24 protein-coding genes, 4 tRNA genes and 1 pseudogene are annotated in these 25,818 nt (G+C 48.8%); 8 read left to right on the forward strand and 21 right to left on the reverse strand.

Annotated elements, in window-relative coordinates; genetic code table 11:
• Window positions 1–199 precede the first annotated feature (199 nt).
• Complete coding sequence (locus CLV36_RS00540) at window positions 200–1,657, forward strand: aminotransferase class I/II-fold pyridoxal phosphate-dependent enzyme (protein WP_102992894.1); 1,458 nt, start codon at window positions 200–202, stop codon at window positions 1,655–1,657.
• Between the two features lie 156 nt (window positions 1,658–1,813).
• Here CLV36_RS00540 and CLV36_RS00545 read toward each other — a convergent pair whose 3' ends face one another.
• The 3 genes from CLV36_RS00545 to CLV36_RS00555 all read right to left on the reverse strand — a co-directional run bounded on the left by CLV36_RS00545 (window position 1,814) and on the right by CLV36_RS00555 (window position 2,996).
• Entirely contained in the window at window positions 1,814–1,945 is a 132-nt protein-coding gene (locus CLV36_RS00545; RefSeq protein ID WP_022736555.1) for a GapA-binding peptide SR1P, read from the reverse strand.
• Window positions 1,946–2,112: 167 nt separating this feature from the next.
• Entirely contained in the window at window positions 2,113–2,415 is a 303-nt protein-coding gene (locus tag CLV36_RS00550; RefSeq protein ID WP_022736556.1) for a DUF3055 domain-containing protein, read from the reverse strand.
• A gap of 140 nt (window positions 2,416–2,555) precedes the next feature.
• Complete coding sequence (locus CLV36_RS00555) at window positions 2,556–2,996, reverse strand: GAF domain-containing protein (protein ID WP_102992895.1); 441 nt, start codon at window positions 2,994–2,996, stop codon at window positions 2,556–2,558.
• Between the two features lie 313 nt (window positions 2,997–3,309).
• Between CLV36_RS00555 and CLV36_RS00560 the strand changes: the two genes are divergently transcribed.
• Window positions 3,310–3,726 (forward strand): DUF1885 family protein, encoded by a 417-nt coding sequence (locus CLV36_RS00560; protein ID WP_102992896.1) that lies wholly within the window; start codon window positions 3,310–3,312, stop codon window positions 3,724–3,726.
• 79 nt (window positions 3,727–3,805) lie between these two features.
• On the opposite strand, the gene CLV36_RS00565 is transcribed toward CLV36_RS00560, so the two are convergent.
• Window positions 3,806–5,128: a helix-turn-helix domain-containing protein gene (locus CLV36_RS00565; protein WP_106341396.1), complete on the reverse strand. Its 1,323-nt coding sequence runs from the start codon at window positions 5,126–5,128 to the stop codon at window positions 3,806–3,808.
• Between the two features lie 331 nt (window positions 5,129–5,459).
• Between CLV36_RS00565 and CLV36_RS17085 the strand changes: the two genes are divergently transcribed.
• Window positions 5,460–5,627 (forward strand): hypothetical protein, encoded by a 168-nt coding sequence (locus CLV36_RS17085; RefSeq protein WP_154987435.1) that lies wholly within the window; start codon window positions 5,460–5,462, stop codon window positions 5,625–5,627.
• Between the two features lie 151 nt (window positions 5,628–5,778).
• Here CLV36_RS17085 and CLV36_RS00575 read toward each other — a convergent pair whose 3' ends face one another.
• From CLV36_RS00575 to CLV36_RS00585, 3 genes are all read right to left on the reverse strand, one after another.
• Complete coding sequence (locus CLV36_RS00575) at window positions 5,779–6,312, reverse strand: phosphatase PAP2 family protein (RefSeq protein WP_102992899.1); 534 nt, start codon at window positions 6,310–6,312, stop codon at window positions 5,779–5,781.
• A gap of 126 nt (window positions 6,313–6,438) precedes the next feature.
• A complete protein-coding gene (locus CLV36_RS00580; protein WP_181352748.1) occupies window positions 6,439–7,623 on the reverse strand; it encodes a M23 family metallopeptidase in 1,185 nt (394 codons plus the stop codon).
• 346 nt (window positions 7,624–7,969) lie between these two features.
• Entirely contained in the window at window positions 7,970–11,602 is a 3,633-nt protein-coding gene (locus tag CLV36_RS00585; protein WP_106341398.1) for a dynamin family protein, read from the reverse strand.
• Between the two features lie 185 nt (window positions 11,603–11,787).
• Here CLV36_RS00585 and CLV36_RS00590 point away from each other — a divergent pair, with 185 nt between their 5' ends.
• Window positions 11,788–13,110: a DNA recombination protein RmuC gene (locus tag CLV36_RS00590; RefSeq protein ID WP_106341399.1), complete on the forward strand. Its 1,323-nt coding sequence runs from the start codon at window positions 11,788–11,790 to the stop codon at window positions 13,108–13,110.
• Window positions 13,111–13,213: 103 nt separating this feature from the next.
• Here the strand turns inward: CLV36_RS00590 and CLV36_RS00595 are convergent, their stop codons facing one another.
• Together CLV36_RS00595 and CLV36_RS17090 are read right to left on the reverse strand one after the other, a co-directional pair.
• A complete protein-coding gene (locus CLV36_RS00595) occupies window positions 13,214–14,425 on the reverse strand; it encodes an ATP-grasp domain-containing protein (RefSeq protein ID WP_106341400.1) in 1,212 nt (403 codons plus the stop codon).
• A 476-nt stretch (window positions 14,426–14,901) separates the two neighbouring features.
• Window positions 14,902–15,051, reverse strand: coding sequence for a hypothetical protein (locus tag CLV36_RS17090; protein ID WP_154987440.1), 150 nt, complete (start codon window positions 15,049–15,051; stop codon window positions 14,902–14,904).
• 399 nt (window positions 15,052–15,450) lie between these two features.
• On the opposite strand from CLV36_RS17090, the gene CLV36_RS00600 reads away from it, so the two are divergent.
• Window positions 15,451–16,656: an aminotransferase class V-fold PLP-dependent enzyme gene (locus CLV36_RS00600; protein WP_106341401.1), complete on the forward strand. Its 1,206-nt coding sequence runs from the start codon at window positions 15,451–15,453 to the stop codon at window positions 16,654–16,656.
• 936 nt (window positions 16,657–17,592) lie between these two features.
• Here CLV36_RS00600 and CLV36_RS00605 read toward each other — a convergent pair.
• From CLV36_RS00605 to CLV36_RS00625, 6 genes are all read right to left on the reverse strand, one after another.
• Window positions 17,593–17,667 (reverse strand) — tRNA-Val (locus CLV36_RS00605).
• A gap of 29 nt (window positions 17,668–17,696) precedes the next feature.
• Window positions 17,697–17,772 (reverse strand) — tRNA-Ile (locus tag CLV36_RS00610).
• A gap of 12 nt (window positions 17,773–17,784) precedes the next feature.
• Window positions 17,785–17,861, reverse strand: a tRNA-Asp gene (locus CLV36_RS00615).
• A gap of 4 nt (window positions 17,862–17,865) precedes the next feature.
• A tRNA-Met gene (locus CLV36_RS00620) sits at window positions 17,866–17,942 on the reverse strand.
• 76 nt (window positions 17,943–18,018) lie between these two features.
• The gene (locus CLV36_RS16910; RefSeq protein WP_132222414.1) at window positions 18,019–18,198 is read right to left on the reverse strand and encodes a hypothetical protein; all 180 of its coding nucleotides are present in this window, start codon (window positions 18,196–18,198) and stop codon (window positions 18,019–18,021) included.
• A 242-nt stretch (window positions 18,199–18,440) separates the two neighbouring features.
• A complete protein-coding gene (locus CLV36_RS00625) occupies window positions 18,441–18,968 on the reverse strand; it encodes a phosphatidylglycerophosphatase A family protein (protein ID WP_106341402.1) in 528 nt (175 codons plus the stop codon).
• 120 nt (window positions 18,969–19,088) lie between these two features.
• Here CLV36_RS00625 and CLV36_RS00630 point away from each other — a divergent pair, with 120 nt between their 5' ends.
• Together CLV36_RS00630 and CLV36_RS00635 are read left to right on the forward strand one after the other, a co-directional pair.
• Window positions 19,089–19,598 (forward strand): 2'-5' RNA ligase family protein, encoded by a 510-nt coding sequence (locus CLV36_RS00630; protein ID WP_106341403.1) that lies wholly within the window; start codon window positions 19,089–19,091, stop codon window positions 19,596–19,598.
• A gap of 24 nt (window positions 19,599–19,622) precedes the next feature.
• Window positions 19,623–20,054 (forward strand): GNAT family N-acetyltransferase, encoded by a 432-nt coding sequence (locus CLV36_RS00635; protein ID WP_106341404.1) that lies wholly within the window; start codon window positions 19,623–19,625, stop codon window positions 20,052–20,054.
• On the opposite strand, the gene CLV36_RS00640 is transcribed toward CLV36_RS00635, so the two are convergent.
• Window positions 20,051–20,872: a PHP domain-containing protein gene (locus CLV36_RS00640; protein ID WP_106341405.1), complete on the reverse strand. Its 822-nt coding sequence runs from the start codon at window positions 20,870–20,872 to the stop codon at window positions 20,051–20,053. The two genes, CLV36_RS00635 and CLV36_RS00640, sit on opposite strands and share 4 nt — an antisense overlap.
• 171 nt (window positions 20,873–21,043) lie before the next feature.
• Here CLV36_RS00640 and CLV36_RS00645 point away from each other — a divergent pair, with 171 nt between their 5' ends.
• Window positions 21,044–21,373: a hypothetical protein gene (locus tag CLV36_RS00645; RefSeq protein ID WP_106341406.1), complete on the forward strand. Its 330-nt coding sequence runs from the start codon at window positions 21,044–21,046 to the stop codon at window positions 21,371–21,373.
• 56 nt (window positions 21,374–21,429) lie between these two features.
• On the opposite strand, the gene CLV36_RS00650 is transcribed toward CLV36_RS00645, so the two are convergent.
• The 5 genes and pseudogenes from CLV36_RS00650 to CLV36_RS00665 form a co-directional block, all read right to left on the reverse strand.
• Window positions 21,430–21,744, reverse strand: a complete 315-nt coding sequence (locus CLV36_RS00650; RefSeq protein WP_106341407.1) for a hypothetical protein — start codon at window positions 21,742–21,744, stop codon at window positions 21,430–21,432.
• A gap of 106 nt (window positions 21,745–21,850) precedes the next feature.
• A complete protein-coding gene (locus tag CLV36_RS00655; RefSeq protein ID WP_219904887.1) occupies window positions 21,851–23,110 on the reverse strand; it encodes a hypothetical protein in 1,260 nt (419 codons plus the stop codon).
• A gap of 111 nt (window positions 23,111–23,221) precedes the next feature.
• A pseudogene (locus CLV36_RS17985) lies at window positions 23,222–23,287 on the reverse strand (SEC-C metal-binding domain-containing protein); the annotation flags it as partial.
• 405 nt (window positions 23,288–23,692) lie between these two features.
• Window positions 23,693–24,670: a 3D domain-containing protein gene (locus CLV36_RS00660; RefSeq protein WP_181352749.1), complete on the reverse strand. Its 978-nt coding sequence runs from the start codon at window positions 24,668–24,670 to the stop codon at window positions 23,693–23,695.
• Window positions 24,671–24,824: 154 nt separating this feature from the next.
• Complete coding sequence (locus CLV36_RS00665; protein WP_106341410.1) at window positions 24,825–25,799, reverse strand: VanW family protein; 975 nt, start codon at window positions 25,797–25,799, stop codon at window positions 24,825–24,827.
• Window positions 25,800–25,818 lie beyond the last annotated feature (19 nt).

Consider the following 25,818-nt stretch of genomic DNA (forward strand, 5'->3'; position numbering starts at 1 on the left):
AACGCCATCTTACAGGCGTTTTTTGCAGTATTTCACCTCCCTTTCACCGTTCAACCAACTGTCTAATTTTACTTATGAAATTTTTCTTTTGTTGCCGTTTCGTTTTTGTTATACTAACGGTCGTGCATATGCTCAACAATTTCCGTATGTTCATGCGGTTTATGTGATAAAGCGATAAAGGTAAAGGCAGGCAACGCATATGAACAATAAACAATACCAAACTCCTTTATTTACGAAATTGAGAGAACACGCAAACCTCAACCCGATCCAATTTCACATCCCTGGCCATAAGAAAGGGCAGGGCATGGATCCCGAATACCGCGATTTCATCGGGTTGAACGCCTTGTCGATCGACTTGATCAATATCGCCCCTCTCGATGACCTGCACCATCCCCAGGGCATTATTCAAGAAGCCCAACAGCTGGCGGCAGAAGCCTTTGGCGCGGATCATACCTTTTTCTCCATCCAAGGCACCAGCGGAGCGATTATGACTATGGTCATGTCCGTCGTCGGCCCCGGCGATAAAATCATCGTGCCGCGCAATGTGCACAAATCCGTCCTGTCGGCGATCATCTTGGCGGGAGCATTGCCCATTTTTGTGCATCCGGAAATGGACAAAACCTTGGGTATCGCCCACGGCATCACTGCCAGCCAAGTGGAAAAGGCGTTGGCGCTCCACCCGGAAGCCAAAGCAGTGTTGGTCATTAATCCCACGTATTACGGCGTTGCTGGCAATCTCAAGGAGATTGTCGATCTGGTTCACCGACACGGCATTCCCGTGCTCGTCGATGAAGCACATGGGGTACTCACCCACTTCCATGACCGTTTGCCCCTCTCAGCAATGGATGCCGGGGCCGATATGGCCGCAACCAGCGTCCACAAATTGGGTGGCTCGCTCACTCAAAGCTCTGTGTTAAATGTCCGCGAGGGTTTGGTTAACCCGGCGCGCGTGCAATCCATTATCAGCATGTTGACTACGACTTCTACGTCCTACATCCTGTTGGCATCGCTGGACGCCGCCCGCCGCTATTTGGCCGTAAACGGCGAAGCGATCATCGAAGAAACCCTGCGCCTGGCCGATTATGCCCGACGGCAAATCAATGAAATTGCCGGATTGCGCTGCGTCGGCCGAGAATGGCTGGGAAGCGATGCGCTTTATGATTTGGATGAAACCAAGCTTCTCATTCATTTGGAAAACATGACCATCAATGGGAATGAAGCAGAAAACTGGCTGCGCGAAAACTACCAGATCGAAGTAGAACTCAGCGATTTGCACAACTTGCTCTGCTTGATCACACCTGGAGACACCCAAGACACCATTGATCAACTCCTTAATGCGCTCAAGGACATGGCTGATCGCTTTTACCAAGACAAATGTCATTCTCCGGTGGAGATTCGCCTTCCTGAGATTCCTAGATTGGTGCTATCTCCGCGCGAAGCGTTTTACAGTGAGACAGAATCCATCTTGCTGAAGGAAGCAGTCGGCCGGGTGATTGCCGAGTTCATCATGATCTACCCTCCCGGCATTCCCATCTTGGCGCCAGGCGAAGAGATCACCGAAGAAAACATCTACTATATCGAAGAACATCTCCAAGCGGGGCTCCCCGTCCAAGGGCCGGAAGACCCCACTATGCGCATGATTCGTGTAATCAAATAAGCCACCGTCTAATTGACGGTGGCTTTCATCGTTTATGTGAACCACACCGCTGTTTCAACGGCGGGCTTTTTATTTGATCAATCTTCCCGTTAGCAAATCGTGACAGACGTTCACAGCGCCAATTGGCCGCCATGATCCAGCTGACCATTCGCTCACTTATTCGCTTTTCGCGGTGGCAGCTGTTTCCGTATTTTCGCAGCCCGGGCATTTGCCATACAACGTGCCCACCTTCTCTGCCGGCACATAAGTAATCACTTCTTCACATGTTTGGCACACAATCGCTTCCATTGAAGTTCCCTCCCGAACTGATTTGCAAGCATTTTGTAAGCGCTCTTATTATGATGTCACTTATATTATATTATGACATACTATTTATGTCAAAGGGTGATTTATTTTGCCCATTTCCCAAAAAAAGCGCACAAAAAAAGAGCAAATCCGAAGACTTGCTCTCACTATCAATGCTCTGCTTCTATTTCCATGGTAATCGCGGGAAGGTTGCTTCTGAAAAACAACGCAATCTCCTCCGCTTCTTCTCGTGAACGAAGATTAAAGATCTTCTGCAGATATTCCAAATTCTCAGTATCCTCCATTGAAAGCAGAGAGGAGCGTCCAGTTTGCATGCAAACAACAAGCGGCTTACCAAAAAACATGTGGGTGTACACGATTCCGAAGTCGTATCGGCCGTGCTCGGAAATGAAACCGACGAAGCGCACTTTCGCTTTTTCGGACTCGTCATACAGTCGTTCATAAAGACTCATCTAATCTCCTCCTCACTTTCTTTGAAGAATGGGAAAGACATTGCGAAAAGCAATGTCCTCGGTCAAGTGGTTTTACACAGAAGCCCGTGGGACAGGGCTATTACTTATTTCCCCACCCGCGTATCAATGAAACCTTTTTTTCATGAATTATATTTTTCTACTTTCGTTTCAAAAAGAGACGCCAACTCCATAAACAGAGAAACATCTTCTTCATCAATCACATTAGCACGTCTGGCGATCACAACAAGCACGCCGATCAAATGATGCCCTCGATAGAATGGCATATACACTTCGACCCTTCCGGACAATCGTTCGCGAACCATGCTCCCCCTAGCTGCAGCTACACTGATCAACCCTTCCCCGAAAGGAATGCGCTGTGGCAGAAGTCGCTCCCCTTCATCGTGACGTAACACAAAAGCATAATCCTGAACCAAATATATGCTTACCCATTGGTAACCGGGCATCTTTTTTTGCAATGACTCACACACAAATTGGTAAAGATCGTTCACTTGATCCGCGCATTTATCTGAAACGACGCCGATCTCTGAGCGTAACTCGTCGAGCAAATCCACTTTACGCATCAGAAAGCCTCCAAATCCGTAGAATAGAAAGAATTTTAACATGACCGCATACACGGGACAAGTCATTATATTTCAATTTTTTTAAAAACGTGATGAATCCATCATGAAGCTTGCAAAAATCGCGCGATTTTTCCGTTACCTTCCTATTTCCGAAAAAAACGAACCTCAAACATGTTGCGGCAAAGCACTCTTCAAACCATCGCAATGCGATCAGTGTCCAAATAATGAGATTTGATTGATTTGCGCAACCATTTCGCCCCGTGCTAAGATGGAAGTAAAAAAACATTAGCCATGGATGAGGAGCGAGTTTTCATTGAATAAAAGCGCATACATCAAGCTGGTGAAAGGTTCTGCGCAAACTGACGTTACTCTGGCCGATGTGAAGGAACTCTTGGTTCGCTACCAACATATGACTTCGCTGACCGGCCAACAGCTGGACTGGGATTATCAAGCGGCCGCCTTCCCTTACACCATCGAAGAACAGGAACAAGACGGCGTCCCCTATCTGGTACTGAAAGGAACGGAAACCCACTTGTACCGCGGCTTAGTGATTGGCGTCAGCCAGGAAGAAGATTCCGGCATCCCCTACGTCCAATTGGTTTTGCCGGAACAAGCAACGCACGGCGACCTCGCCAAAGGAAACGAATTCTCCAAGTACATAGCCAAACAGCTTAAAGGCGAACTCCACTTGTTCAACGGCCGCATCATTTATTACAATCCGCGCAAATGAAAAGCACCCTGGGAATCTCCCAGGGCGCCTTCATTTCACTTGCGCTCAAAGCGGTTGACCTGCCGAATCAGCTTCACTGTCAATACAGAACATCCAACTCCAGATCAAGCTCATTTTCCACGCGGTACAACTCTTGCAAAAACTCGGCAAATTTCTCTTTGTCCTGTTGCTCGTAACAGCGTGCCAACTTGAGAATCACCTTGTGCTCTTGTGGCTTGTCCCCTTTTTTGCGCGCCATCTTCCACACTTTCTCATACACTTGAATCGCATCACTGTAAGCGCCTTGCTTAGCGTGACAGTCCCCCAAAACAATGTACGTTTCCCGATGCGGCATGGTTTGGTGATTTCGTTCACAAATAGCCACAGCCTCTTCCAACACTTGTTTGGCTTCGTCGCTTTTGCCTTGTTCCAGCAACACCATCCCCAAATATGTATGCGTTTTTATTTTTAATTCATCCGCTTTAATTTTTTCTTGCAAGCAGAGTGCCGTGCGGAAACAATCCTCCGCCTCATCCCATTGGCCCTTGCGCAAATGGATACCGCCCAGCATCATCCACAGCTCGGATGCATGTTCTGGCTTTTTGTTGATACGGGCCAGTTCGATCCCTGCGGTAGCGTGGCTAACCGCTTCATCATACAATTTGAGCTTGGTCAGCATGGAAACCCGTGACTGCGACAAATTTAGCGCCACTTCCACATTTTTGATCTCATCGATCTGTTGCCACAAATCTTCAATCAGCCGCAGTCCCTCCTCGATCCGATCCAGCTTTTCCAACACTTTCACCTTCGCCGCTAGCAACATGCTTTTATAATCGCTGCGCTCACCCGCCTCTTGGAAATGCTCTATGCCTTCTTCTACATACTTCAAGGCTTGGTCCGCATCATGCACTTCCATCGCAATGCGCCCCAGTTCATGATAACTAGCCGCTTTTATGTTGCTTTTCTGCCACTCCCCCTTCTGGTCGACGATCCGAATCGCTTCTAGAAAATGATTTTGTGATTTAACCCAATTTTTCTTCTGCAAATAGATTTTCCCTCGCAAAAAATGTACATAGGCTGTGGACAAGTGATTGTTAGGCACTGCCAATTTGCGCAATTTCTCCAAGCCTTTGTCGGGATTCATCAAGTCAACAATACTTTCCACCGCTGCCAGCTTTAATTCCATTTGCTCTTCTTCCTGCTTTTCTTTTGCCCACAATTCATGAATCTGCTCTAGGTTCACTCCCAGTTTGTCAGCGATGTACCGAACCTTTTCCTCGTTTACATAGGTGATGCCCCGCTCAATATTGCTGATCGTGGAAGGGGAAATAAAGTCATCGGCCAGATCCTCTAACCTCAGACCCAGTTCTTTCCTCCGTTTGCGCAACAATTCACCAATTTGGCTGGGATGAATATACTCCATTCGCTCATTCACCTCTTCATCAAGGATTGCATCGCAACCCCAACAAATTAATTGAAATTTTACCGCATTCTAACCATTTGATAGAAAGATTATTAGAGTTTCAAATAGAAGGGCGGTTTGACATAAATTTTTCCAGGATGTATACTCTTCGTATCACAATAATAAATTTTCAGTAAAATAAAACGAAAGGATTGAAGTGATGCTGAAATTGCTCATCTCCGGAAAACCTTCAGAACTACACCCCTTCCTGTTTGACCTTGCCACACAACCACAATATCATATGCAATTGCACACTATTGAACAATCCCCCTCCCCAACGGGAGAAGCAAAGGTGGAAGCACAGCTTCAGTTTGTACCAACCCATCGCAATCCACTGCATATCACGTTGATCACAGACACAGGTGAGGAGATTCACATCCACTTTGTCGATGGACACATGGTCAAAATGGATGAAACAATCACTTTTATCAGTGGGAAAGTTTATGACATATTTGGATAGAAAAAAGCCCCATAAACTCGGCTGGTAGGGGCATGAAGAAAAGTTGGTCTATTCTATATTGTAGCATAATTACCGGTGTATGGTAAGTGTCAATGCTAAGGATTCAGCCCCTTTCCTAGGCAGCTTGTCCAGGAAAGGGGCTGAAGGGGGTTCATATCACTTGAAACAAGTAAACTGAACCCGCAGCAAACGCACTACCCAAGCAAGTTCCAATCAACACATCTGTGGGGTAATGCAAAGCCAGGTACATGCGAGAAAATCCGACAATGATGGCATACGGCAGTAAGATAGCCATGAATGCCGTCGAATGCAGGATAAACGTTATCGCGACGGAGAACGCCGCCGTCGTATGCCCCGACGGGAAAGAATAGTCCGTCAGCGGGTTGGGGAACGTATGCAAATGCTCCAACCGCAGATAAGGACGGATTCGAGGCATCAACATCTTCAGCACGCGCACGATCAAATGGCTACCCGCGAGGGCGATCACACCTTCAACCGCCCATGTTTTAAACTCTTCGGGCATAAACAGATACCACACAAGCAGAAAACCGATCGTAGCTGTGGGGCCACCCAGATGAGTAATCCGCGGCATCAACCAATCCAACCAACGGCATTTCCAATGACAATTGACCAGTTGAATCAATGAATGGTCATATCGGGTCACCCACGAAGCAATCCCTTTCAAACCGCCTCACCTCCGCCCGCTTCAGCGTAAAATTCCCATACATTGCCATGGTAATCAAATTAGTTGAAGAGAAGGTAAATGGGGTGTTAATCTTTGCCGGAAGATCAACACCCATGTCTATGTTTATCAATTGAAAACACCTTCCAAAATCATCCTGCGCTCTTTTAAACTATATTGTTTCCAGAACCATTCACCATAGAGAAACAGATCTAAGTGCAAATGCAATCCCTCGTCGTTGCCCTTCGCTCCGTCACTCGTTCCGGAATTCCCCACATAACCGATGATGTCACCAGCTTTGATTTTTTGCCCTACCCGCACGTGGGGATCAATCCGATCTAAATGCACATAGCGAGCCATCAACCCTTTGTCATGTTGAATCCAAACCGAGCGGCCCCGCATGCGGTCAAGAATGTCCTCAGGGGTTTGTCCATCATTTTCGGCCCCTTTCGCCAACAACGCTTCCCTCTCCGGCGTCGTCATTTCCCGATAATCATGATCTGCCCGCACAACCACTCCATCAGCGATGGAATAAACGGGCGTGTTGCGGTCGATCCGAGTACCGGTGCCATAACTATACCAATCAAGCCCTTCATGCACCCCATTGCGATATGTCCGGGGAGCGCCAGGCAAATGGGAAGCTCTGGTGCTGACATGCGCGCCCTTAAGCGGCTTTTCGACAAAAGACAGATATCGGATCATGCCCTTGACAGAGAAGTTTGGCAAGTCCGGTTGCTGGGCGAACGCCGGTACAGCATCCTCATCCGCAATCCATATCGTCTTGCCACCTTCGATATTGAGTGATTGCCCGAACACCTCTTGCAGGATAGACACGGGAATGAAAACCTCCGACTCCTCGATGAGCGGCGGCTCCTTGAGTGGCGCGTAAATGCCGTTCAGATTCATGACCGCAATGTTGCGAACCAACTCAAGCCGGGCCTCGCGGTAGGTGAGCGTCATCTTGCCCGACCGCAAATCAACCCGTCCCTTGATCGGCAGGTGCCGTTTGACCTCAGCCAGTTTGATGTAGGCGGACCCGTTTTTGTGGATCACCGTCAAAGCGACGCCCTGCTGTTTGCCAGGGTTCGGTTGCTCATCGTCGGGCTTGGGATCAGGTTTAGCCGTGACAGGAGGCGTCTTGGGCTTCGCAATCGGTTTGGGTCTTTCCCCAGACGAGAGTGGGGATTCCGTTGACGTCAAATCAGCTTTGACCCATTCCTCCATCATTTGCAACCACGCTTTATTGCTTGGAGGCATAAAGACAATCAGTCCGAACAAGCTTACCATCGTTATGAATAAAGATGCCTTGTTCATGGTCATCTCCTTGATCATGCCGTTTTTCTCATCAGTCAGGAACAAAAAAGCTATTTCAACATCTTGAGAAAGGAAAATGGCTTTTTCTCTTAAACGGCGGCTTTTGGAATAACCGATAGGCAAGCTTGACGCATGCAAGCCATTTACCCTTTTGCCTAACCATTGTAAGCTGAGTCGAAATGGAGGGTCAACCGCTCTCTGTAGCGTAAATATTTCGATTCAATGAAATTGCGTTGCCCTGCGTTCAACCGTAAAAACCCTTCGCACCTCATGAGCGAAGGGTTTTCGTAGCCGGAGCAGCCAAGCGCCGCTTCTTCGCAAGCAGGCATTTTCGCCGCATATAGCCTTATTCAGTCAATACCTTGTTCAACTCCGCGCTCACTTCGACGAATCGCCGTTGGGCTGCCATGAACAAATCGAGTGGGAGGGTTTCGTCAAATCCTTGTAACAGCCATTCATATTCATGAATCACTTGATCGCGCAATGTTTGTTTTACCCGGTCCACCGCCGCTTGCCACGCCATGGCATAGTGCCGGCCCCACTCCGCCTTGCACTGTTCCAGATAGGCGGCCACTTCCTGTTCCAGCACGCTCTTCAATTCGCTTTCCATCCGCGCTTTTTCCCCTTTTTCAAAAAAGGCTTTGGCGCTTTTGAACAAGCTGAGCGCTTTTTTAAACGAGGCGGGCGATAGATTGGTCATCGGTTCTTTCAGCACGGGGGAAGCAATGCCCTCCTCACTGTGGAAAGTGGTTTGAAAGTCAGGGCGTACGGCTTCCAAACGCTTGGCGATGGTCTGCGCCAAAGCACTTTCCGTCCGTACAATCCATTTTTCCATCCGAAGTGCCGTCGCCCGCATTTCCTGAGACAGGTCGTGTTTGATGAATTCAACCAATTCACAGACGCAACCTTGTAATTTCTCTTTGACCTGTCCATCTTCCTTCAGCGCCGACGGGTTAAATATCTCAGTGAACACATCATGGTAGCGATAAAACATCCGTTGTTTCACATAATAGAACAACTCATTCAATTCTTTTTCTAAGGCCTGCTCTTCTGCTTTCCCACCACTGGTACTGATGATGCGTTCCATCGCTTCCCGCTCGGCAATCAGCGCCTGCCTGCTCGCTTCCTTTTCCGCTTTGCTCTGCGTTAGAGCTTGCCCCATCTGTTCCAGCATGTGCTCGGTCCGTTGCACTTCACTCCCCAACTGTTTCAATGAAACCTCTGTCAGGTCGTACAGAATAAACGACAGAAACGCTTGCTTAAACTGTGCCATACGCTCGTCTTCGGAATCGGCCAAAGCCTGTAAGCTGGACAGAGCAAACAAGCGCGGATGACGAATGCCGTATTGTTGCAACTGGCTTTCGATATATTGACGCACCATGGCCAGCTCCTCTTCGGACGAAGCCAGGTCGGCGGCATTGATCACAAAAAACATCTTATCCAGGGAAAAGACATCTTTCACCCGGCCCAACTGAATGAGAAATTCACGGTCGGCGCGGGAAAAAGGATGGTTGTAATAAGTGACATAAATGATGGCGTCGCTATTTTTAATGTATTGAAAGGCCACTTCCGTATGACGCGCATGGATCGAATCCGCTCCGGGCGTATCCACGATGGTGACCCCCTGGCGGGTCAACGGAACATCATAATACAAAGTGACGGATTCCACAAACGCCGATTTCGCTTCGTTGGCTACGAAGGCTTCACACTCTGCTTGCGAAACCACTTTTTCGCCACCCAGCTCGCCCGCTAACTCTCCGTATCCTTGTTGGATAGCCCGCAAGAAGGGAAGCGCTAGCTTCTGCTTGGTGAAAGTGGTCGGTTCGCGCAACAGCTCCTCGATCCCCGCCACCGCCGCCTCCAGGGATTCCACTTCTCGCTGGAATAAGGCAGCTACTTGCTTAAGGTCTTGATAAAGGGCTTCCCGCGATTTGAAACGAATGACCGCCTCCCCATGGGCATATCTTTCTGTCGGCGGGCAGATACGGTGAATCGTAGCCGTCGTAGGATGCGGAGACACCGGCAATACGCGCTCACCCAACAACGCATTGGCAAAGGAGGATTTCCCTGCACTAAACGCGCCAAACAACGCCACCGTATATTGTTTTCCCTCGATGCGAGCCCGTTTTTCCGCCCATTCCTCACGCAGCTGAGCGAAGTTTGGCAACTCTTGCAAGCTTTGTTCCGCTTGTTTCACCAATTGTAGCACCCAATTCGTCCGCATCGCCGCTTTAGGTGCTTGCGGCGCATCGGCCACCCGCGCTATAGTCGGCTGCTCTGGTGCAACCGTCTCTTCGGCCAGCTTCACTTCATATCGTTGCCGGGCACCTGGGATCTCTTCATGGAGCAGGTAAGCAAGATCAGACTCGGCGACGTCAATGTCGCCACGCACTACCTGAAGGAGATATGCTTCATATTCGGCCAGCTCTCGATCTTTCGCCGCCAACTGCTGTTCCGCTGCCAACGCTTGCTTGATGTTGTTGATTTGGGCAGTCAATTTCGTTTGTTGCGCTTGCATCCGTTCAGCCTGTTCTCCCGCCATACGGTCATAGATGGTTTCCGCCCATTCGCGCGCCCGTTTCTTGATCGCTTGCGCCAAATCTTCGGCGTAAGTCAACACATAGGCGCCTGACCACTCCGCTCCCGGTTTGATCACTTGGGCCGGCAATTCCGGGGTCACCCATGAGACTGGCTGGTAAATCGCTTCACTGATGGGGTCCGTGTCCAATTGCCGCTCTTTGGCGAACTGCATGAGATGCGCCTTGAGATGAACTTCCAGTTGCGTTTCCACCGTCTGGCGCAATTGTTCGTAAAAAGCAAGGCGACGCCGTTCTTTCTCTTGTTCCGTTTTTTTGGCGCTAAACAGAAAACCCACTTTGAACGGCGTCAACACCGTTTCCAAGTAGGCGCGGGCGGCCTCGCGCAGATCTGCCGGCATCAGGTAGGCGTTTTGTAGCAAACGGTTCAGGCCGTGAACCCACGCCTCCCGTTCCCGTTCGCTTTGCCCGGCAAGCTGGCTTAACTCATTTTCGCACTCAGCGAGCCACTCGCTCATGCTACGGCCAGCAGGCGGCGTAACCGCGTGCAACATTTTCTCTAGCTTCGCCCGTTCTTCACGCTCCTGCATCCTAAGCGCGTCCAGATGTTCACCGATCAGATACTCGGCTTCTTTGCGCGCGCTCTCTTCCATACGATCTCTCTTGCGCATCAGTCGCCGGATCAGTTCCTTGCATTCCGCCAATTGATTGGCCGGATGCGACCGATCAGCAAGCGAAGTATAATATACGCCAGCCGGCTGAATTCCCCACTCGGCAAACGTTTTCTCCACATTCGCTTGATACGTGGCAAACGGAAGCTCTGCGTCGCGATGTTTGTCAATCTGGTTGATGATCAGATAAACTTCCTCTTTTCGTGCGATCAGCTGCTTAATAAATGAAAGATTCCCTTCAGACTGCACATGGTTGTAATCCATCATGTAAAAGATGACATCCGCCAGATGCAAGGCAGAAAGGGTGACCGCCTGATGCGCGTCATCGGCGGAATCCACTCCCGGGGTGTCCAACAGCGCGACACCTTCAGGCAAAGCTTCCGTCTCGCGCTTGATATGAACTGCCAGCACCTCTTCCCCATTTTTGCACAAGGCCTTCAACTCTTGCTCAGTGTAGATCCCAGCAAAACGATGGATTTCTCCGGTGCTCAACAATAGCGTAACCTCATCCTTGCCAGCCATGATTTTCACCACATTGGCACTGGTCGGAATCGGGCTGGTCGGCAAGATCGACTCACCGTACAACTCATTGAGCATAGAAGATTTGCCAGCCGAAAAATGCCCGCAAAATGCGATGGTCCATTCCCCTTTGGCCACTTTCCGCATCAAATCCGCCATTTTTTCCCGATGCTCTTCATCATGGCGCTCACCCATGGCTTGTTCCACCGCCGCCAAGCGGTGCAAAACCGGTTGGAATTTCACGTCAATCATGAAAGTGCGCTTCTCCTTTTGAACTCAGTCTAGACTCTGCATACGTTCATTATCTTACCATATTCGCACAAGAAAGCGCCTCCTTGGGAAAATAAGAACCAGCGCGCCAGCCAAAGAACCTGAACAATATTTTCCAAATCAGTTATAATGGAAGTTGCTCGATTCCATAAAAGAAGGTGTTCGACATGTCGACAATCATCGGGATCATCTCCCTCCTTTTGAACGCGGTGATTCTGTATCTCATCTTCCGGCGGGCGGATCGCGAAGGGAGTGGTTCATCCTTGCGCAAACAAGTGGAACGGTTAGAACTAAACCAAGAGCGATTGGAAAAATTGATGCGCGAAGAATTCGCCGCCAACCGATTGGAATGGAACCGCTCGATCATTGAAAACCGACGCGACCTGAGCAACTCCTTCAGCAATCTCACCCAATCCACCATCACCACCATTCGTGAAAGCTCACGTCAACAAAAAGACCTGCTGGACAGTTTTGCCAAGCAACTCAACGAAATGGCCATCATGACCGAACGCAAACAGGAACTGCTACGAGACAAAGTGGAAGAAAAATTGAACCAGCTTCAGGAAGCCAACCAGCAAAAGCTGGAGCAGATGCGGCAGACGGTTGACGAAAAATTGCACCAAACGTTGGAACAAAGACTGGGTGAATCTTTTCAATTGGTCAGCGAGCGATTGGAACGGGTTCATAAAAGCTTGGGAGAAATGCACCATCTGGCCACCGGCGTCGACGATCTCCGCAAAGTCTTGTCCAATGTGAAGAACCGTGGGGTCTTGGGGGAAATCCAGCTGGAAAACATTTTGGAACAATTGCTAACGCCGGATCAATACAGCAAAAACGCCACGGTCAAAGAAAATAGCAAAGAGAATGTCGAATTCGCAATCAAATTGCCCGCCAAAGACGCGGAACGCTCACATCTGTTGCTCCCGATCGATTCCAAGTTCCCATTGGACGATTACCAGCGCCTCACCGAAGCACAAGAGCGGGGACAAGCCGATCAGGCTCAAGAAGCATTGAAAAGCTTGGAAGCACGGATTAAGCAAGAAGCCAAAAAAATAGCGGATAAATACATCAATCCCCCGACAACCACTGACTTCGCCATCCTCTTCCTGCCGATCGAAGGCTTGTACGCCGAGATCTTACGGCGGCCCGGACTGTGGGAGTATATCCAGCGTCAATACAAAGTCGCGATTACCGGCCCCACCACATTGTCCGCCTTTTTGACCAGCCTGCACATGGGCTTCCGCACGCTGGCAATCCAAAAGCACACCAATGAAGCGTGGAAATGGTTGAGTTTATTAAAAACAGAATTATTCAAGTTTGGTGACACCTTGGCCAAGGCCCAGCGCAAGTTGGACGAAGCCAGCAAAACAATCGGCCAAGCGACCAAGCAAACGGAAACGATGAAAAAGAAACTGAACCGGGTGGAAAACCTTCCCGAGCTGGGTAGCTCAGAAGCCTTACCACTCGCGGCCAATGACGAGCGGGAATGAAACCTAAAACCGCAATCAAAAAAGCCTAAGCAGTTGAAAAAGGGCCCGGCTCCTTTTTCAACTGCTCAGGCATCTTTATTGCAGTTAGATCACGCTGTTTACGTCACTTTGATTGCCAGACCGTGTTCCGTTCAAACAGGTCAGCCACCTCTTCTAACCTCGCCAACACTTCCCCTTCGGTCTCCCCGGTCACCACCAACGTCACCGTATAATCCACACTGGTATGCGGCCCATCAAAATATTGGCCCGGCTCCGCTAGCAAACGGTATTCAGTCACCCAATCAGGAAGCTCGTCCGCTTTGGGGGCGGAGAGAAAAACCCCTTGCTTCGGCGGGATACCGATAAAACCAATCTGCGTCTTAGGTCCCCGCCCGCTCCGCACTTGCTCGGGCACAGTCACGGCCAATCCGCATTGGGCTTGCACCGCCAGTTTGGTCAGATCCAAATCAAACGCTTGGCGGTATTCTTCACAAATGCGGGAACCTCCGGTCCGGCAAGCGATTTCACATAATATCAACTCATCCTCGGGGGTGTGGAACACCTCCGCGTGAAAAGTGGTGTATTGCGGCGTGGGCAAGATATGAAGCACGTTCGTAACATAACGCTGCAAACGGGGCGTAAGCGGATTTTCCGGCTCCAGTAGATAGCTACCGAGATATTTCCCTTCCTGAAATGCAAGACAGTTGTTCAAGTATTTGGAAGGCCAACAGAGCTCAATCACCCCATCAAGCACAACACCATCAATGTGGTACATTTCACCTTCGATAAACTTCTCCACTTCCAAATGGGGGGTTAATCCCTCTGCTAAATAGGCGATGGTGTCTTCGTCGTCATGCAAAATCGTTGTATTTCGAGAACCCATGCCATCGACTGGCTTCACCACGACGGGATATCCCTCTGCTTCGATAAAACGAACCAAATCGATCACCGAAGTGATTTCAGCAAACGGGGGAACCCTCACATTGGCCGCTTTGAGCAACGTCTTCATCTTCACCTTGTCACGAAAAGCGATCGCGCTCTCTAAAGACTGGCCTTCGATCCCCAAATGCTCCCTAAGTCTTGCCGCGCGCAAAATATCCCGCTCAGCAGTAGCAACAATCCGGCGAAATGGGTTCTTTTTCGCCATCTGTAAAGCGACAAATTCAACCGCATTGTTATAGTCATAATTTTCAAAAGATAAGGCGCGCGCTTTCGCCTGAAACGCAGGCGCCAATTTTTGTTCCGTCAGGATCACCAACGGTTCGTTCAAGTCCTCCAGCCATTTGTCATAGGGTACATCATAATAAGGCAAGCGATTGAAAATTAAGATGCTCAACCCAAACGTTCCCCTTTCAATCCAAGATGTGTGAACACACCAAGCTTGCCCAGCTAGCAAGCTCGAACTTGTTGACAAAGTGGCCCGGAGCTGATTTTTGAGCCTGCGTTCCGTGGTTTGCTTAAGCGACAAGCGACTCCGCTTTCAAAAATCTCGCTCCTGCAGGGGCTCGTCTACACTGAGCTGGCTGACAAGCAAGCTCTTCCTCACCGCAAAACAGACTCATCGCTGAACCGAGTATTCGCATCATAATTGCTGGAGATGACGCGACGGACGCACGCTATTTCCCGTGGGGGGAACATGCCTCTAGCGGAAACCTGAAGACGTTGGTCTAACCTTAAGAAGAATAGGTTAAACCGTTTGCACATCATGTCCAATCAGAAGGGGTTCTTTTTAATATTAGAGAAAACATAATATTTTGTCAATCTATTTATTAACTTAGCTATCCGCTCCTCCGTAACGGCAGGAGCGGTCAATCATGATGACGTCGGCTCCTCATCCTGCACTTCCGCCACCAGATGCGCGGGAATGCGAATATCCTGACACTCTTCTTCCATACGTGGCGAGCATTTCGCCTGTTCCTCAATCTGTCCTTCCAATCTGCTTTGCTGTTGATTGTTGTTCATGGCAACCTCCTTTTTTTGCTTCAGTATGCCCCTCTTCTCCGCTCATTACGCCGGAAACGGCCATTTAAAAAGGAGGTTGTCTCTACATGCCTTATCTCTGCTTCACCATGGAGAGGCTACGCATCCGCTCCATCACTTGGAAAAATTTTTGGTGAATCCCCAGCAAAACAGATAGAATTCTAATCGATCCAGCTCACTCCCCCTTGCAGGAGAAGGCCACTTTGTGCATGGCATCTCCAGAATCAGATCTAACAGAATGAATTCTTGTGATTTTATTAATGTTTTAACCATTTCCCAACCACTTTACCATCTCATGTAAAAAGTGAATTGTTCTCCTATTTACAAATTTATATAATATAAACAACGAATTTCAAGTTATATAAAAAGGATGATGCCCGAATGCCAACCCGTTGGCCACACTTCCAAGACCTATGCCTCCCTTTGGGTGACAGCCTCTACTTTAACATAGGAACGTGCGTACCGCTTTTGGAACCGATACATGAAGCGATCACCCAAGCTAACCATTCCCTCCAATCCCCATCTCCCAAGCCATGGTTGGTTACCGAATCAGTCTGCATGGAAGCCCGCCGGAAGCTGGCATCTCTGTTAGGGGCCCACCCTAGCGAAATCTCGCTGACGGAAAACGGCACGTTCAGCATGAATGCCATCATCGCCGGCATCCCTTGGCAAGAGGGAGATGGAATGATCGTCACCGCACACGAACATGTCAGCAGTCTCGTGCCATGCTTCAACATCGCAAAACGGTACGGTCTCTTTGTCACCCTTGTCGATCCCGAAGGCAAAACAGATGAAGAGCTGATCGACGCATTAGCAAATGCCATCGATCAACGCACACGCCTGATCGTCGCAAGCCACGTTACCTGGAACACGGGTCGCATCCTGCCTGTCGCTGACATTTGCCGACTAGCCCGGGACCACCGCGTGCTCACCCTTATCGATGGAGCGCAAGGCGCCGGAAACGTAGATGTCGATGTCAAAGCCATCGGTTGCGATGCGTATGCTCTCTCCGGCCACAAGTGGTTGCTGGGTCCCACCGGCACCGGGGCTTGTTATATCACCGCCAAGCTCGTTGAGCAACTATGGCCCCTTGCAGCAGGCTATCAATCCATCACCAGCTTTTCCCTTGACGGGCAGATAGACTGGAAGATGGATTCACAAAAAATGGAAGGATCTACAAAAAACATTGCCTTGTATGCCGGACTTACTCGCAGCTTAGAACTCTTGGAGCAATACCATCTTCCCGCGATCACCTCGCGGATCCATCATTTGGCCGCCTGGTTCAAACAGCAGCTTCTGCTTCTGCCGGGTGTCACCCTATTTACCGACCTCTCCTTCTCCGCTTCCGGTTTGGTATGCTTCCGTATAGAAGGCCTCGCCCACGAGGAAATCGTGGACTACTGTCTAAAGCACCATCTATACATTCGCCATCTGCCGCGCCCGGAAGGCATCCGCTTTTCCATCCATGCCTTCCATTCCCACACAGAATTGATCCGCGCCCTCGTGATCCTTGAAGCTGCGATTCACCACGCCCGCAAGCAGGGAAGACATTCCACCTCCACCCTCGTCGCCTCGCACCGTGAATAAAAAAAGCGTCCACCATCACATCACACCAACGCATCTGCATGCATATCAGCGAAAACGCCAACTTTCCAATCACCTTTACTTTCATTCGCCCTCAGGGGTGCTGGGCATGGATGATGCCATCATGTATTTATTTCCTATTTATGAGCAAATAAGTATCAATAATTTATGCATTCCTCAATTAAAAACTGTAACATATTGAATAAATATGTTATACTTAATAGCGTTCGAGGATAGCACTGTCTCGCTTATCTTCGAATCCCCACAATGAATGGTTTACTTAACTCTTCCTCGTCTCCGTCGATCCATTCTAGCGCACCCCCTCGGCGGAGACCTTTTTTGTGCCTTTAGCCCACACCATACATATGCTTACTGTCGTCTTTATCTCTTCTTTCACTTCATCACTTCAAAACAGAATTTGAGTATTTTTATCAAAAGTGCGCAGTAGCCTAGAAAAGATATATACCTTTATTTCAGTATCTGTTCAAATCTTATTCCCGCGCGCGTTTTTAAATGCAAGGATGGTTGCGATAACAATCAAGATAAAAGAAATCAACACACCTACTGTAATCGAATATTGAACATAAGGCTCTAATCCCTGGCCTGTCGTTAAAGACAGTCGCTAGTGTTAAAAATAGACAACCTTTGGATCTCCATTTAGCATTTTTCCACCTCCTATCTTGCAAAGTAGTCATTATAATCAGTATATACTAAGGAGTACGATTTATATATGCACAATACGGGGATCAAATGAGAATTTGTCGAACACCATATCCAACCAGTACTACATATATCCTTTTCTATGATTCATTGGTTTATATCGGACAATAAATTCATCCAATAGTTATTACCCCTCTCTGTTCAATGAAGTCACCATAAAGAAACGCAATTTACTCCTCTACCAAACAAAAAACCCTTGCACATGTGCAAGGGTTTGGTTGGTGGGCAGTATAGGAATCGAACCTACGACCTCTTCCGTGTCAAGGAAGCGCTCTCCCTCTGAGCTAACTGCCCAAGCAAAAATATGTAGTTTTTAGATAAGTTGGTGGGCCCAACAGGACTCGAACCTGTGACCGATCGGTTATGAGCCGACTGCTCTACCAACTGAGCTATAGGCCCATGATGGTGAAGTGGCGGAGCTGACGGGATTCGAACCCGCGATCTCCTGCGTGACAGGCAGGCATGTTAGGCCTCTACACCACAGCTCCAAGTTGGTTGCGGGGACAGGATTTGAACCTGCGACCTTCGGGTTATGAGCCCGACGAGCTACCAGACTGCTCCACCCCGCGATATCAATTGTTTTAATCGCCATCAGCGACATTTACTAATATACATCAATTTCTTCAAAAGTGCAAGGCCTTTTTTTTAAGATTTTTTATCCCAAATATAACGAACTCCATAACGCCCTTTTTTGGAGCGAAACACCTCCACGCGCTCCGGGCTATCATACCCGTACAGCCACCAGTCCTCTTGCATTCGTGCTGCCAAACAACGCGCTTGAAAGCGGCTGTCATATAATTTGGCCCAATATACCCATTGCATCATGCTTTCCTCCTTTCATCTCTTATTTTTCACTGTTTTCCATTTTTCATGCCTAAGGGCGCATGCACATTTTCCGTTTCGTCCAGAGCGGGCAGCCCCTTCCCGCATATGCTATATTAACCCAAGCAACCTTGTCGGGCTTAACTGTTCACAAGCCGACCAATATTCCCTCCTCACGGCCAAATGGTAAAGCCGTTGTCTATTGTGACAACGGCTTATTTGCATCTATAGGCCTGCTACTTGCTTTAACCATCCAGCTGTTGGGCTGAAGCCCGCTCTTCCTCATCGCGCAGACGGTGGGCCAAGCGCCCTGAAGCTGCAGCCGCGACGCTGGCGACCAAATCATCCATAAACGTCTGCACCCGCCCACCTTTTTTGGTGTCCAACTCGCGAATGAGCCCAATTTTATGCTTGTCCAAGTGACCGAAGGTAGTGACGGCAATGCTCCCATAGCCCAAAACGGAACCCAAGGCCAATGTTTCATCACAACCAAACAGCCCTTCATCCCCTTTGACAAGGGATAAGAGCGGTTCAGACAACATATTCTGTTCCGCCAAGCGGTCCAACTCGACTCCTACTAGAATGGCGTGTTGCAATTCCCGTTTATTCAGCACGGCCAGCACGCTGTCGACGCACTGCTCCATGGTTAGATTCGGGTTATAAGGGCTCTGCATTTCGTGAACAATTTCAGCAATTGCTTCGATACTGACTCCGCGGTCTTCCAGGCTTTTCATCACTGTACGTTTCACTTCACTGCTGTGTACTCTTCTCATTTGTTTCCCTCCCATAAGCCATCTTACCATAATCAATTGCCCACAAAAGATGCGTGAACCAAAATTTAAAGATATAATATAAGAAATGCGCCATTTTTCTGTTCAAGGAGGGAATGTGTTATGTTTTTCGGCATTGCTGTTTTTCCACAAAAACACGTACAAGACCTTGTCAATTCCTATAGAAAGCGGTACGACCCGCATTACAGCCTCATTCCACCCCATATCACGTTGCGGGAAAAGTTCGAACTGCCTGATGAAAAAGTGGAAGACGCGGTCCAGAAATTAGAAGAAATCGCCAAGCAAAACAAGCCCTTCACCATCCAGTTCCACAAAGTGAGCCATTTCTATCCTACCAGCCATACCATCTATCTGGCGATTAAAGACAGCAAACCTTTGGAAACGTTGCACAACCAGATCAGTGCTTCCCTGGATCCCATTCCAATGCCTTATGATTACATCCCACATCTCACCATTGGGCAGAAAATGTCGGAAGAAGAGCTACATGATGTGTATGGCGCCCTACGGTTGAGACAATTTGAATTAGAATCGAAAATCGACCGTTTCCACCTTATGTACCAGCTGGAAAACGGCTCTTGGAGCATTCATCAAACATTCCTGTTGAAAAAATGATCTGATCCGAAAGGATGTCGTCCTATGGCCGTCACCGTCATCATCGCTCAAACACCGACGGAAAGGGAATGGGCTTTTGCCATTCGCCGCCAGGTGTTCGTGCTAGAGCAAAAAGTACCTGAAACGCGGGAATCAGATGAATATGATGAGCGATCGTTGCATTTTGTGGCGCTTGAGGACGGGCAACCGGTGGGCGCTTGCCGGATGCGATGGGTTGACCCTAAAGTGGCCAAAGCCGAACGGGTCGCTGTGCTACCATCCAAGCGCCACAGCGGCGCCGGGCGTCTCTTGATGGAAGCGTTGGAAACCCAAGCCCGCCAAGAACAGGCCCACGCGATCGTCCTCCACGCCCAAATGCCGGTGATCCCGTTTTATGAGAAGTTGGGCTATCGTGTCATGGGTGAGCCATTTGTTGATGCGGGAATCCCGCACGTGTCGATGAAGAAGCTGATTTAAAGCTTGGTCAAAATGCCTTCATCCACCGTGCATGTGCCGAGCATCGCATGATACATCGAGCCGTGCCGTTCCCTATGAAAATCCGATCCGGCCGTCTCGAGAAGCCCAAATGTTTTTGCCATCTCGGCATACCGCTGTTTGGCTTCATCCGTGTGATCTGGATGGTTCACTTCAATGCCGTCCAATCCATTTTCCACCAACAAAGGAATTAAGTCGTCTTGCTCATACAATCCAGGATGAGCGATGACGGCCTTCCCTTTGCTTTGGTGGATCAATTGGATCGCTTCGATCGGGCTGATGCGCGGCGGCGTTACATAAGCTTGCCCATCCCGCCCTAAATATCGGTCAAACGCTTCATCCATTGATTGCACAATCCCCTTGTCAATCAACACCTCAGCAATATGCGGCCGCCCCACATTGTCAGCTTGGCCCTCCCCTTTCTTCTTGGCCATGACTTCCTCCATGGTCACTTCAATCCCCAACTCATTTAATTTTTCGATCATCATGCGATTGCGCGTTTGTCGCACCTCACGTTGCCGCTTCAACTTTTCAAGTAAAGACGGGTCGCGATAATCGATATGCAATCCTAACATATGAATCTCTTTCCCTTGCCACAACGTGCTGATTTCAACTCCCGGGACTACATGGACACCCCATTCGCGTCCTGCAGATAACGCCTCTTCTATTCCGCTGACCGAGTCGTGGTCAGTGATCGCCAAGCCAGCAAGCCCCACTTCCTTAGCCAATTTCACCACTTCGGAGGGAGAAAATAATCCGTCCGATCCCGTCGTATGTACATGCAAATCTACACGTCCCACGCTTCATTCCTCCTGTCAAACAATGTGTTTATTCTTTCCGACTTGTTGGGCTGATGCGCCACCTTACCCATTTCATTGTACCGCACCATGCGGAAATTTCCCAAAAAAAAGAGGATTACATATCTCTTGGCGAGGGTAATAAAGCGGCTACAACGGCAAGGAGGGATTTTTATGCAATTGCGCGCCAAAGCGCTGACAAATGTGTGTGCGGCCTATGAGCAAGTGGACAAAATAATGCGAATGCAAGGTTTCTGCCGTTTTCGCTCTCATGCACCCATTTATCGCTTGCATATGAGAGACCTGGCCTCCGGACAAGTCTATCGCCTTTCCCTTCCTACCCGACAAATGAAAACCCGCAATGAAACCACACTCAGCCTCGAGCAACCGAAATTAGAGGCAGCGTCCCATTTACGGCGGCGTCAGCGCAACCTGGCGATTCCGAATGAGGTAATTATGGCGGCTCAAGAGAAATTAGAAGAAATCGCTTCTTATCTAAAATAGACAAATCGTGAATCTAATGTAAACGAGCACCCGAACCATTTGGGTGCTCGCTTCACTCAGCGTGATTTCTTCCGTTTTTGAATCTCTTCATTGATCCGCTGGGCCAACTGGTCGGGACTCATGTTGGTGGAAGTCGTATTCTCCGTAATCCCCAACTCTTTCCCCGCTTCGGTCATGACTTCTTTAACCAAGTCCTTTTGGCCCACTGGGGTGCGCTTCTGTTTCAAACCCAATTCCTTGCTGAACTCTTCGGCGAGCTGGGTCACGTCTTGGCCGTTTTTGCCGCGCGCGTCTTGTTTGATCCCCAGTTCTTTTGCCATTTCATTTATCATCTCTTTGAACTTGTTTTTTGAACGCAAAAAGCCGAACATGCGAAGAGTCCCCCTTTACGCTGAGTGTACTGTTAGTATCTCAACAGATGGAGAGGTTCATGCAAAAATAAGGTAGCCCATGCATTGGTTCAGCACGGCTACCTTATCACTTGTGGCCTAACACTTTTAATTGGTTGTCCAATGAAATGATTGGATAAAGCCCATCGATCCGTGTGAAATAACAGCCGGACGGTTCCATTTGCACAGTTCCGTGAACCCAGAAGCGATGCTCACTCCACATGGTGGGCACGCCAAGCAGATTCACTGGCAGCCATTTGTCTTCGATCAATAGCGCCGGACCTGTTGAAGAGAAAGCCAACATCACCATCTGTGTGGAACCAGTTTGCTCGTTGTTGCGATAGTCTGGCTTGACACCATTCTCTTCCATCCATTTTTTAGCTTCAACCGCGACAGGCAACGCACGGATCAACGAGGCATATACCTTTCTGAATGACAGGTACGCATCACTGATGCCTTCCTCTTTCAACCAGCGGAACAGATGCTTCAGGGTGTTGAGGAAGATTTTTGAACCGGGAGCAGTTACTTTGCCTTGATCCAAATACCATACGCTCAAAAAATGGCACAGGACTTCCTCATCCAGCATCGACCAGTCGAACGATTGACCAAAACGCATAGACAAATACTTGTACAACAATTCCAATGAACGGCTGTACAAAGTTTGCGTTCCTTTTTGCAATGTGGCCACATGGTTGAAATAAAACTGTTCCAAATGTTGCATCACTCGCAAAGGCAATTCCTCTTCTTTCGGCTCTACGACCGGCCAAAAAGCCGTCTCCTCCACCATGGGCTCAGTCACAACAGGCGCAGATAACATCCCTTGCTCAACCTCTTCTGTTCGTTTGATAGACCAACCGAAAACCTTCCAACCGTTTTCCCAGGTGGTGTATTCTTGACGTTCTTCTTCTGGATGATTGTATTTCTCAAGCTGCACGAGTATCTCCCCTCTCATCTCATGCGCGAAAGATGTATAAGGGCCAAAGAATTCATATCGTTGACCAACACGAAGCAATCGAGTGAAAACAAGCTTTTCCCTGGGAATCGATTCCCCTTTTTGAATCTGGACTTGCTCTTTCGTTGTCAAGGATGTCAAGGTCAGGGTGTGTTCGTCGGTCTGTGAAATTTCGTAGCAGGTAAAGGTTGACTCGCTCATGTTGCGGGCCATGCGTTCCTTGTGCGGGGCATTGCGAATGGTAGAGCGCCACACTTCTACCGGTCGCCGGCGGTTTAAACAAGGTGCGTCAAACAGGAGCCAAAAGCGAAAGTAAGTGGCATATTCTTGGGAAATCGGCTGGTCTAAAGGCAACTGCATGAGTTTTTTAAAGCGTTGTGCCCATTCTTTCTGCATCTCAGGTGAGATCCGCCCTGTAAACCAATGTTGCAGATCGACCAAAAGGTCGTGTTTTAAGCGGCTCTCTCTTTCAGCTCTGGCCTTTTCCACTGAATCAAGCGCTACAACTCTCTCACAACATTTCTTATACTTCTTCCCACTGCCACAGGGGCAAGGTTCATTCCGGCCTACCATACTCACACCTCGGATGCTAGTTTCCTTGCCATTAAGTATATATGAAAGGTTAGGATATGACAAAGAGTTTTTCCACAAAAACCCATTCCATATATCCTTCTCACCTGTCCATTCACTGGACAATCACACGATCGGGGCGGCAACATGACCCCGAAGTCGATTCACGCTTCTGCTCATCCTAAATGCCATTTTCCCAATGCTTTGTATCCTGGAGTAACTATACCTTTATTTTAACGATTTAAAACGCGCTTTTGAAGAAAATTTTTCCGAGGGATGGAAGAAATGGATAGTTGGATAAAGGGATGATTGAGAGATAAAGGGAGCCACGGAAGATTCTTATTTAATGATTCCATGTCAAAATAAAAAACCCTGCAATGAATTGCTCATCGCAAGGTTTTTTTTCACTCATTTTAAAATCTTGATGGTTACTGTCCGGCGACCCCATTTGAGGGCCTCAGCCCGCGTTTCAAAGAACAGGTCAATGATGTGACCGTTGACCGCGCCGCCTGTATCTTCAGCAACACCATAGCCGTAGCCCGGTATATACATTTTGGTTCCGAGCGGAATCACACTGGGATCCACCGCGATGGTGCCCCGCTTGGGGTAGGTGCCGGTCGCCGTGCGGCTTCCGGTATGGGTGTAACCCGTCGCCTCCACTGTTAATGTCTTGGCTGAAGTCAGATCCACATCATCTTTTTTCGCCATCTCTTTATTCGTGCCAATGCTCACGATTTTGTCGACGGGTTTGATTGTTTGGACAAGTCTTTCCGTTGCTTTGGGCTTACCGTCTTCCATGACTGGCATGCCGTTTTTGTAGACGAGGAGGACTTCGTAAATCTTCTTCCCTTCCTCCCCTTCTTTTTTCACTTCTTTTTTTCCTTCTGCTAATTTATCTGTTTTTACTTCTTTCGTGCTATAAGGAATTTCTTCCACTCTTTTCTGCAGCCTTTGCTCGATGCGATCGACCACGATATTGGTACCGTTCATGATCTTCTTATCCAGCGGCATGTTTAGCTCATCCCACTCGGTCAGAACAACCTTTTTCTCCTGCAAAACCCCTTTTACTGTGGGTTGCAAAGTTTCAAAGGTGCCGAGGTCTTTGCCCGCCACACGCAAAGAGACTTTGCACTTGCACTTCAATGTGATCTCGCTGTGGCCTTCGATTTTTTGATCCCAACCGATGCTTGGCTGGTAACGCTGTTTTAACTCGTCAATCTTATGGCCTTGGCCTTCCAGCGCTTCTGCCAACGTATCGCTTGAGCGTTCAAATTGCAGTGCTTTATCTTGATCGCTGAAAGTAATTTTCACTGTTTGTGAGGAACCGGAACAGCCCGTGAGCAGGATGAAAAACATCGCGAGGCTGGGTAGAAGGAACTTTTTCATCGACATCCTCCTTCTGCAGTAAAGCCTAAACAATGAAGCCATTATAGCAGATGTTTTCTTCCTTATCTATGACTCTAGCAGGATTGTCATAGATTCATCCATTTTAATTGAGATTTATGCCCACGGAGCCTGGCTTATGACCGCTCGCGGCAATTTATTCCACTTCTTCTAGTAAAGCCGCCTGTTTGGGCGCAACCGGAACCTTTCGCGGTTTAGCATGAATTTCTTCCGGTCCATAAATAGAAATAAGCAATCGGCCGTTGCTGGCTCTAGCCACAATCAAAATCGGTTCGTTCAGCTGGTTTTGAAACTTAAAATCCGGCCCTCCCCAAGACACCGTCGCATCCCGGCCCTTCGGCACATAGGCCACCTGTTTGCTATGTCTTTGCCGTTCCACAATTTTGAGCCCTGCCTTGTCCACGCTATTGTACAAAGTAGACGAGGTTTGGCAAATTCCTCCGCCAACCCCTTCACTGTATTCCCCTTTAACGATGATGCGGGCGGGACGGTAACCCCTAGCCTGCGAGCGCGGCCCAACCGTCTTATTAAACGAAAACACCTCACCGGGCATCAACACTTTATGATCAATCGCTTCTGTCGCCAGATGAATATTGTGCGCACGGTTTCTGTTCCATTCATTGTAATAAGTAAGATAACTCCCGATTTGTTTCTCTTTCAACCGCCGCAGTTTCGCCGCAGTCAGCCTTGGTTTGACTATGTTCACCGGAACCGCGAGCGGTTGGCCCATGACCTCATGGATGCGATCAAACCACGCTTCGATGCGTTGGCGATCCACTTTCAACCCCGCTTGTTCTGGAACAATCCGCCGCTCGTGATAGTAAGCGGAGCGCGCAGGACGGTTCAAGTCTCGTTCGAGAACGCCGGCAATCCACTCCAACGCCAACGTGCGGTTCAATGTGGTGGGATCAATCCCATCAAACCCAATGTCGCGCAAAGGGAAAACCCAGCGTTGGCCCCTATGTTCCAACACCAAGGTGGGAACAAAAGATAAATCGGCATCCACTGCCGCCGGCTCAGGAGAAGACGCGGCCACAACAGGCACAGACGGCATCGAGATCAACAAGGGCACCAAGAGAATTAGCAAAATGACATGCGTTTTCTTGTTCATCGCCGCACTCCCTTTTTTC

This window comes from Laceyella sediminis, assembly GCF_003003125.1.
Taxonomy (GTDB): domain Bacteria; phylum Bacillota; class Bacilli; order Thermoactinomycetales; family Thermoactinomycetaceae; genus Laceyella; species Laceyella tengchongensis.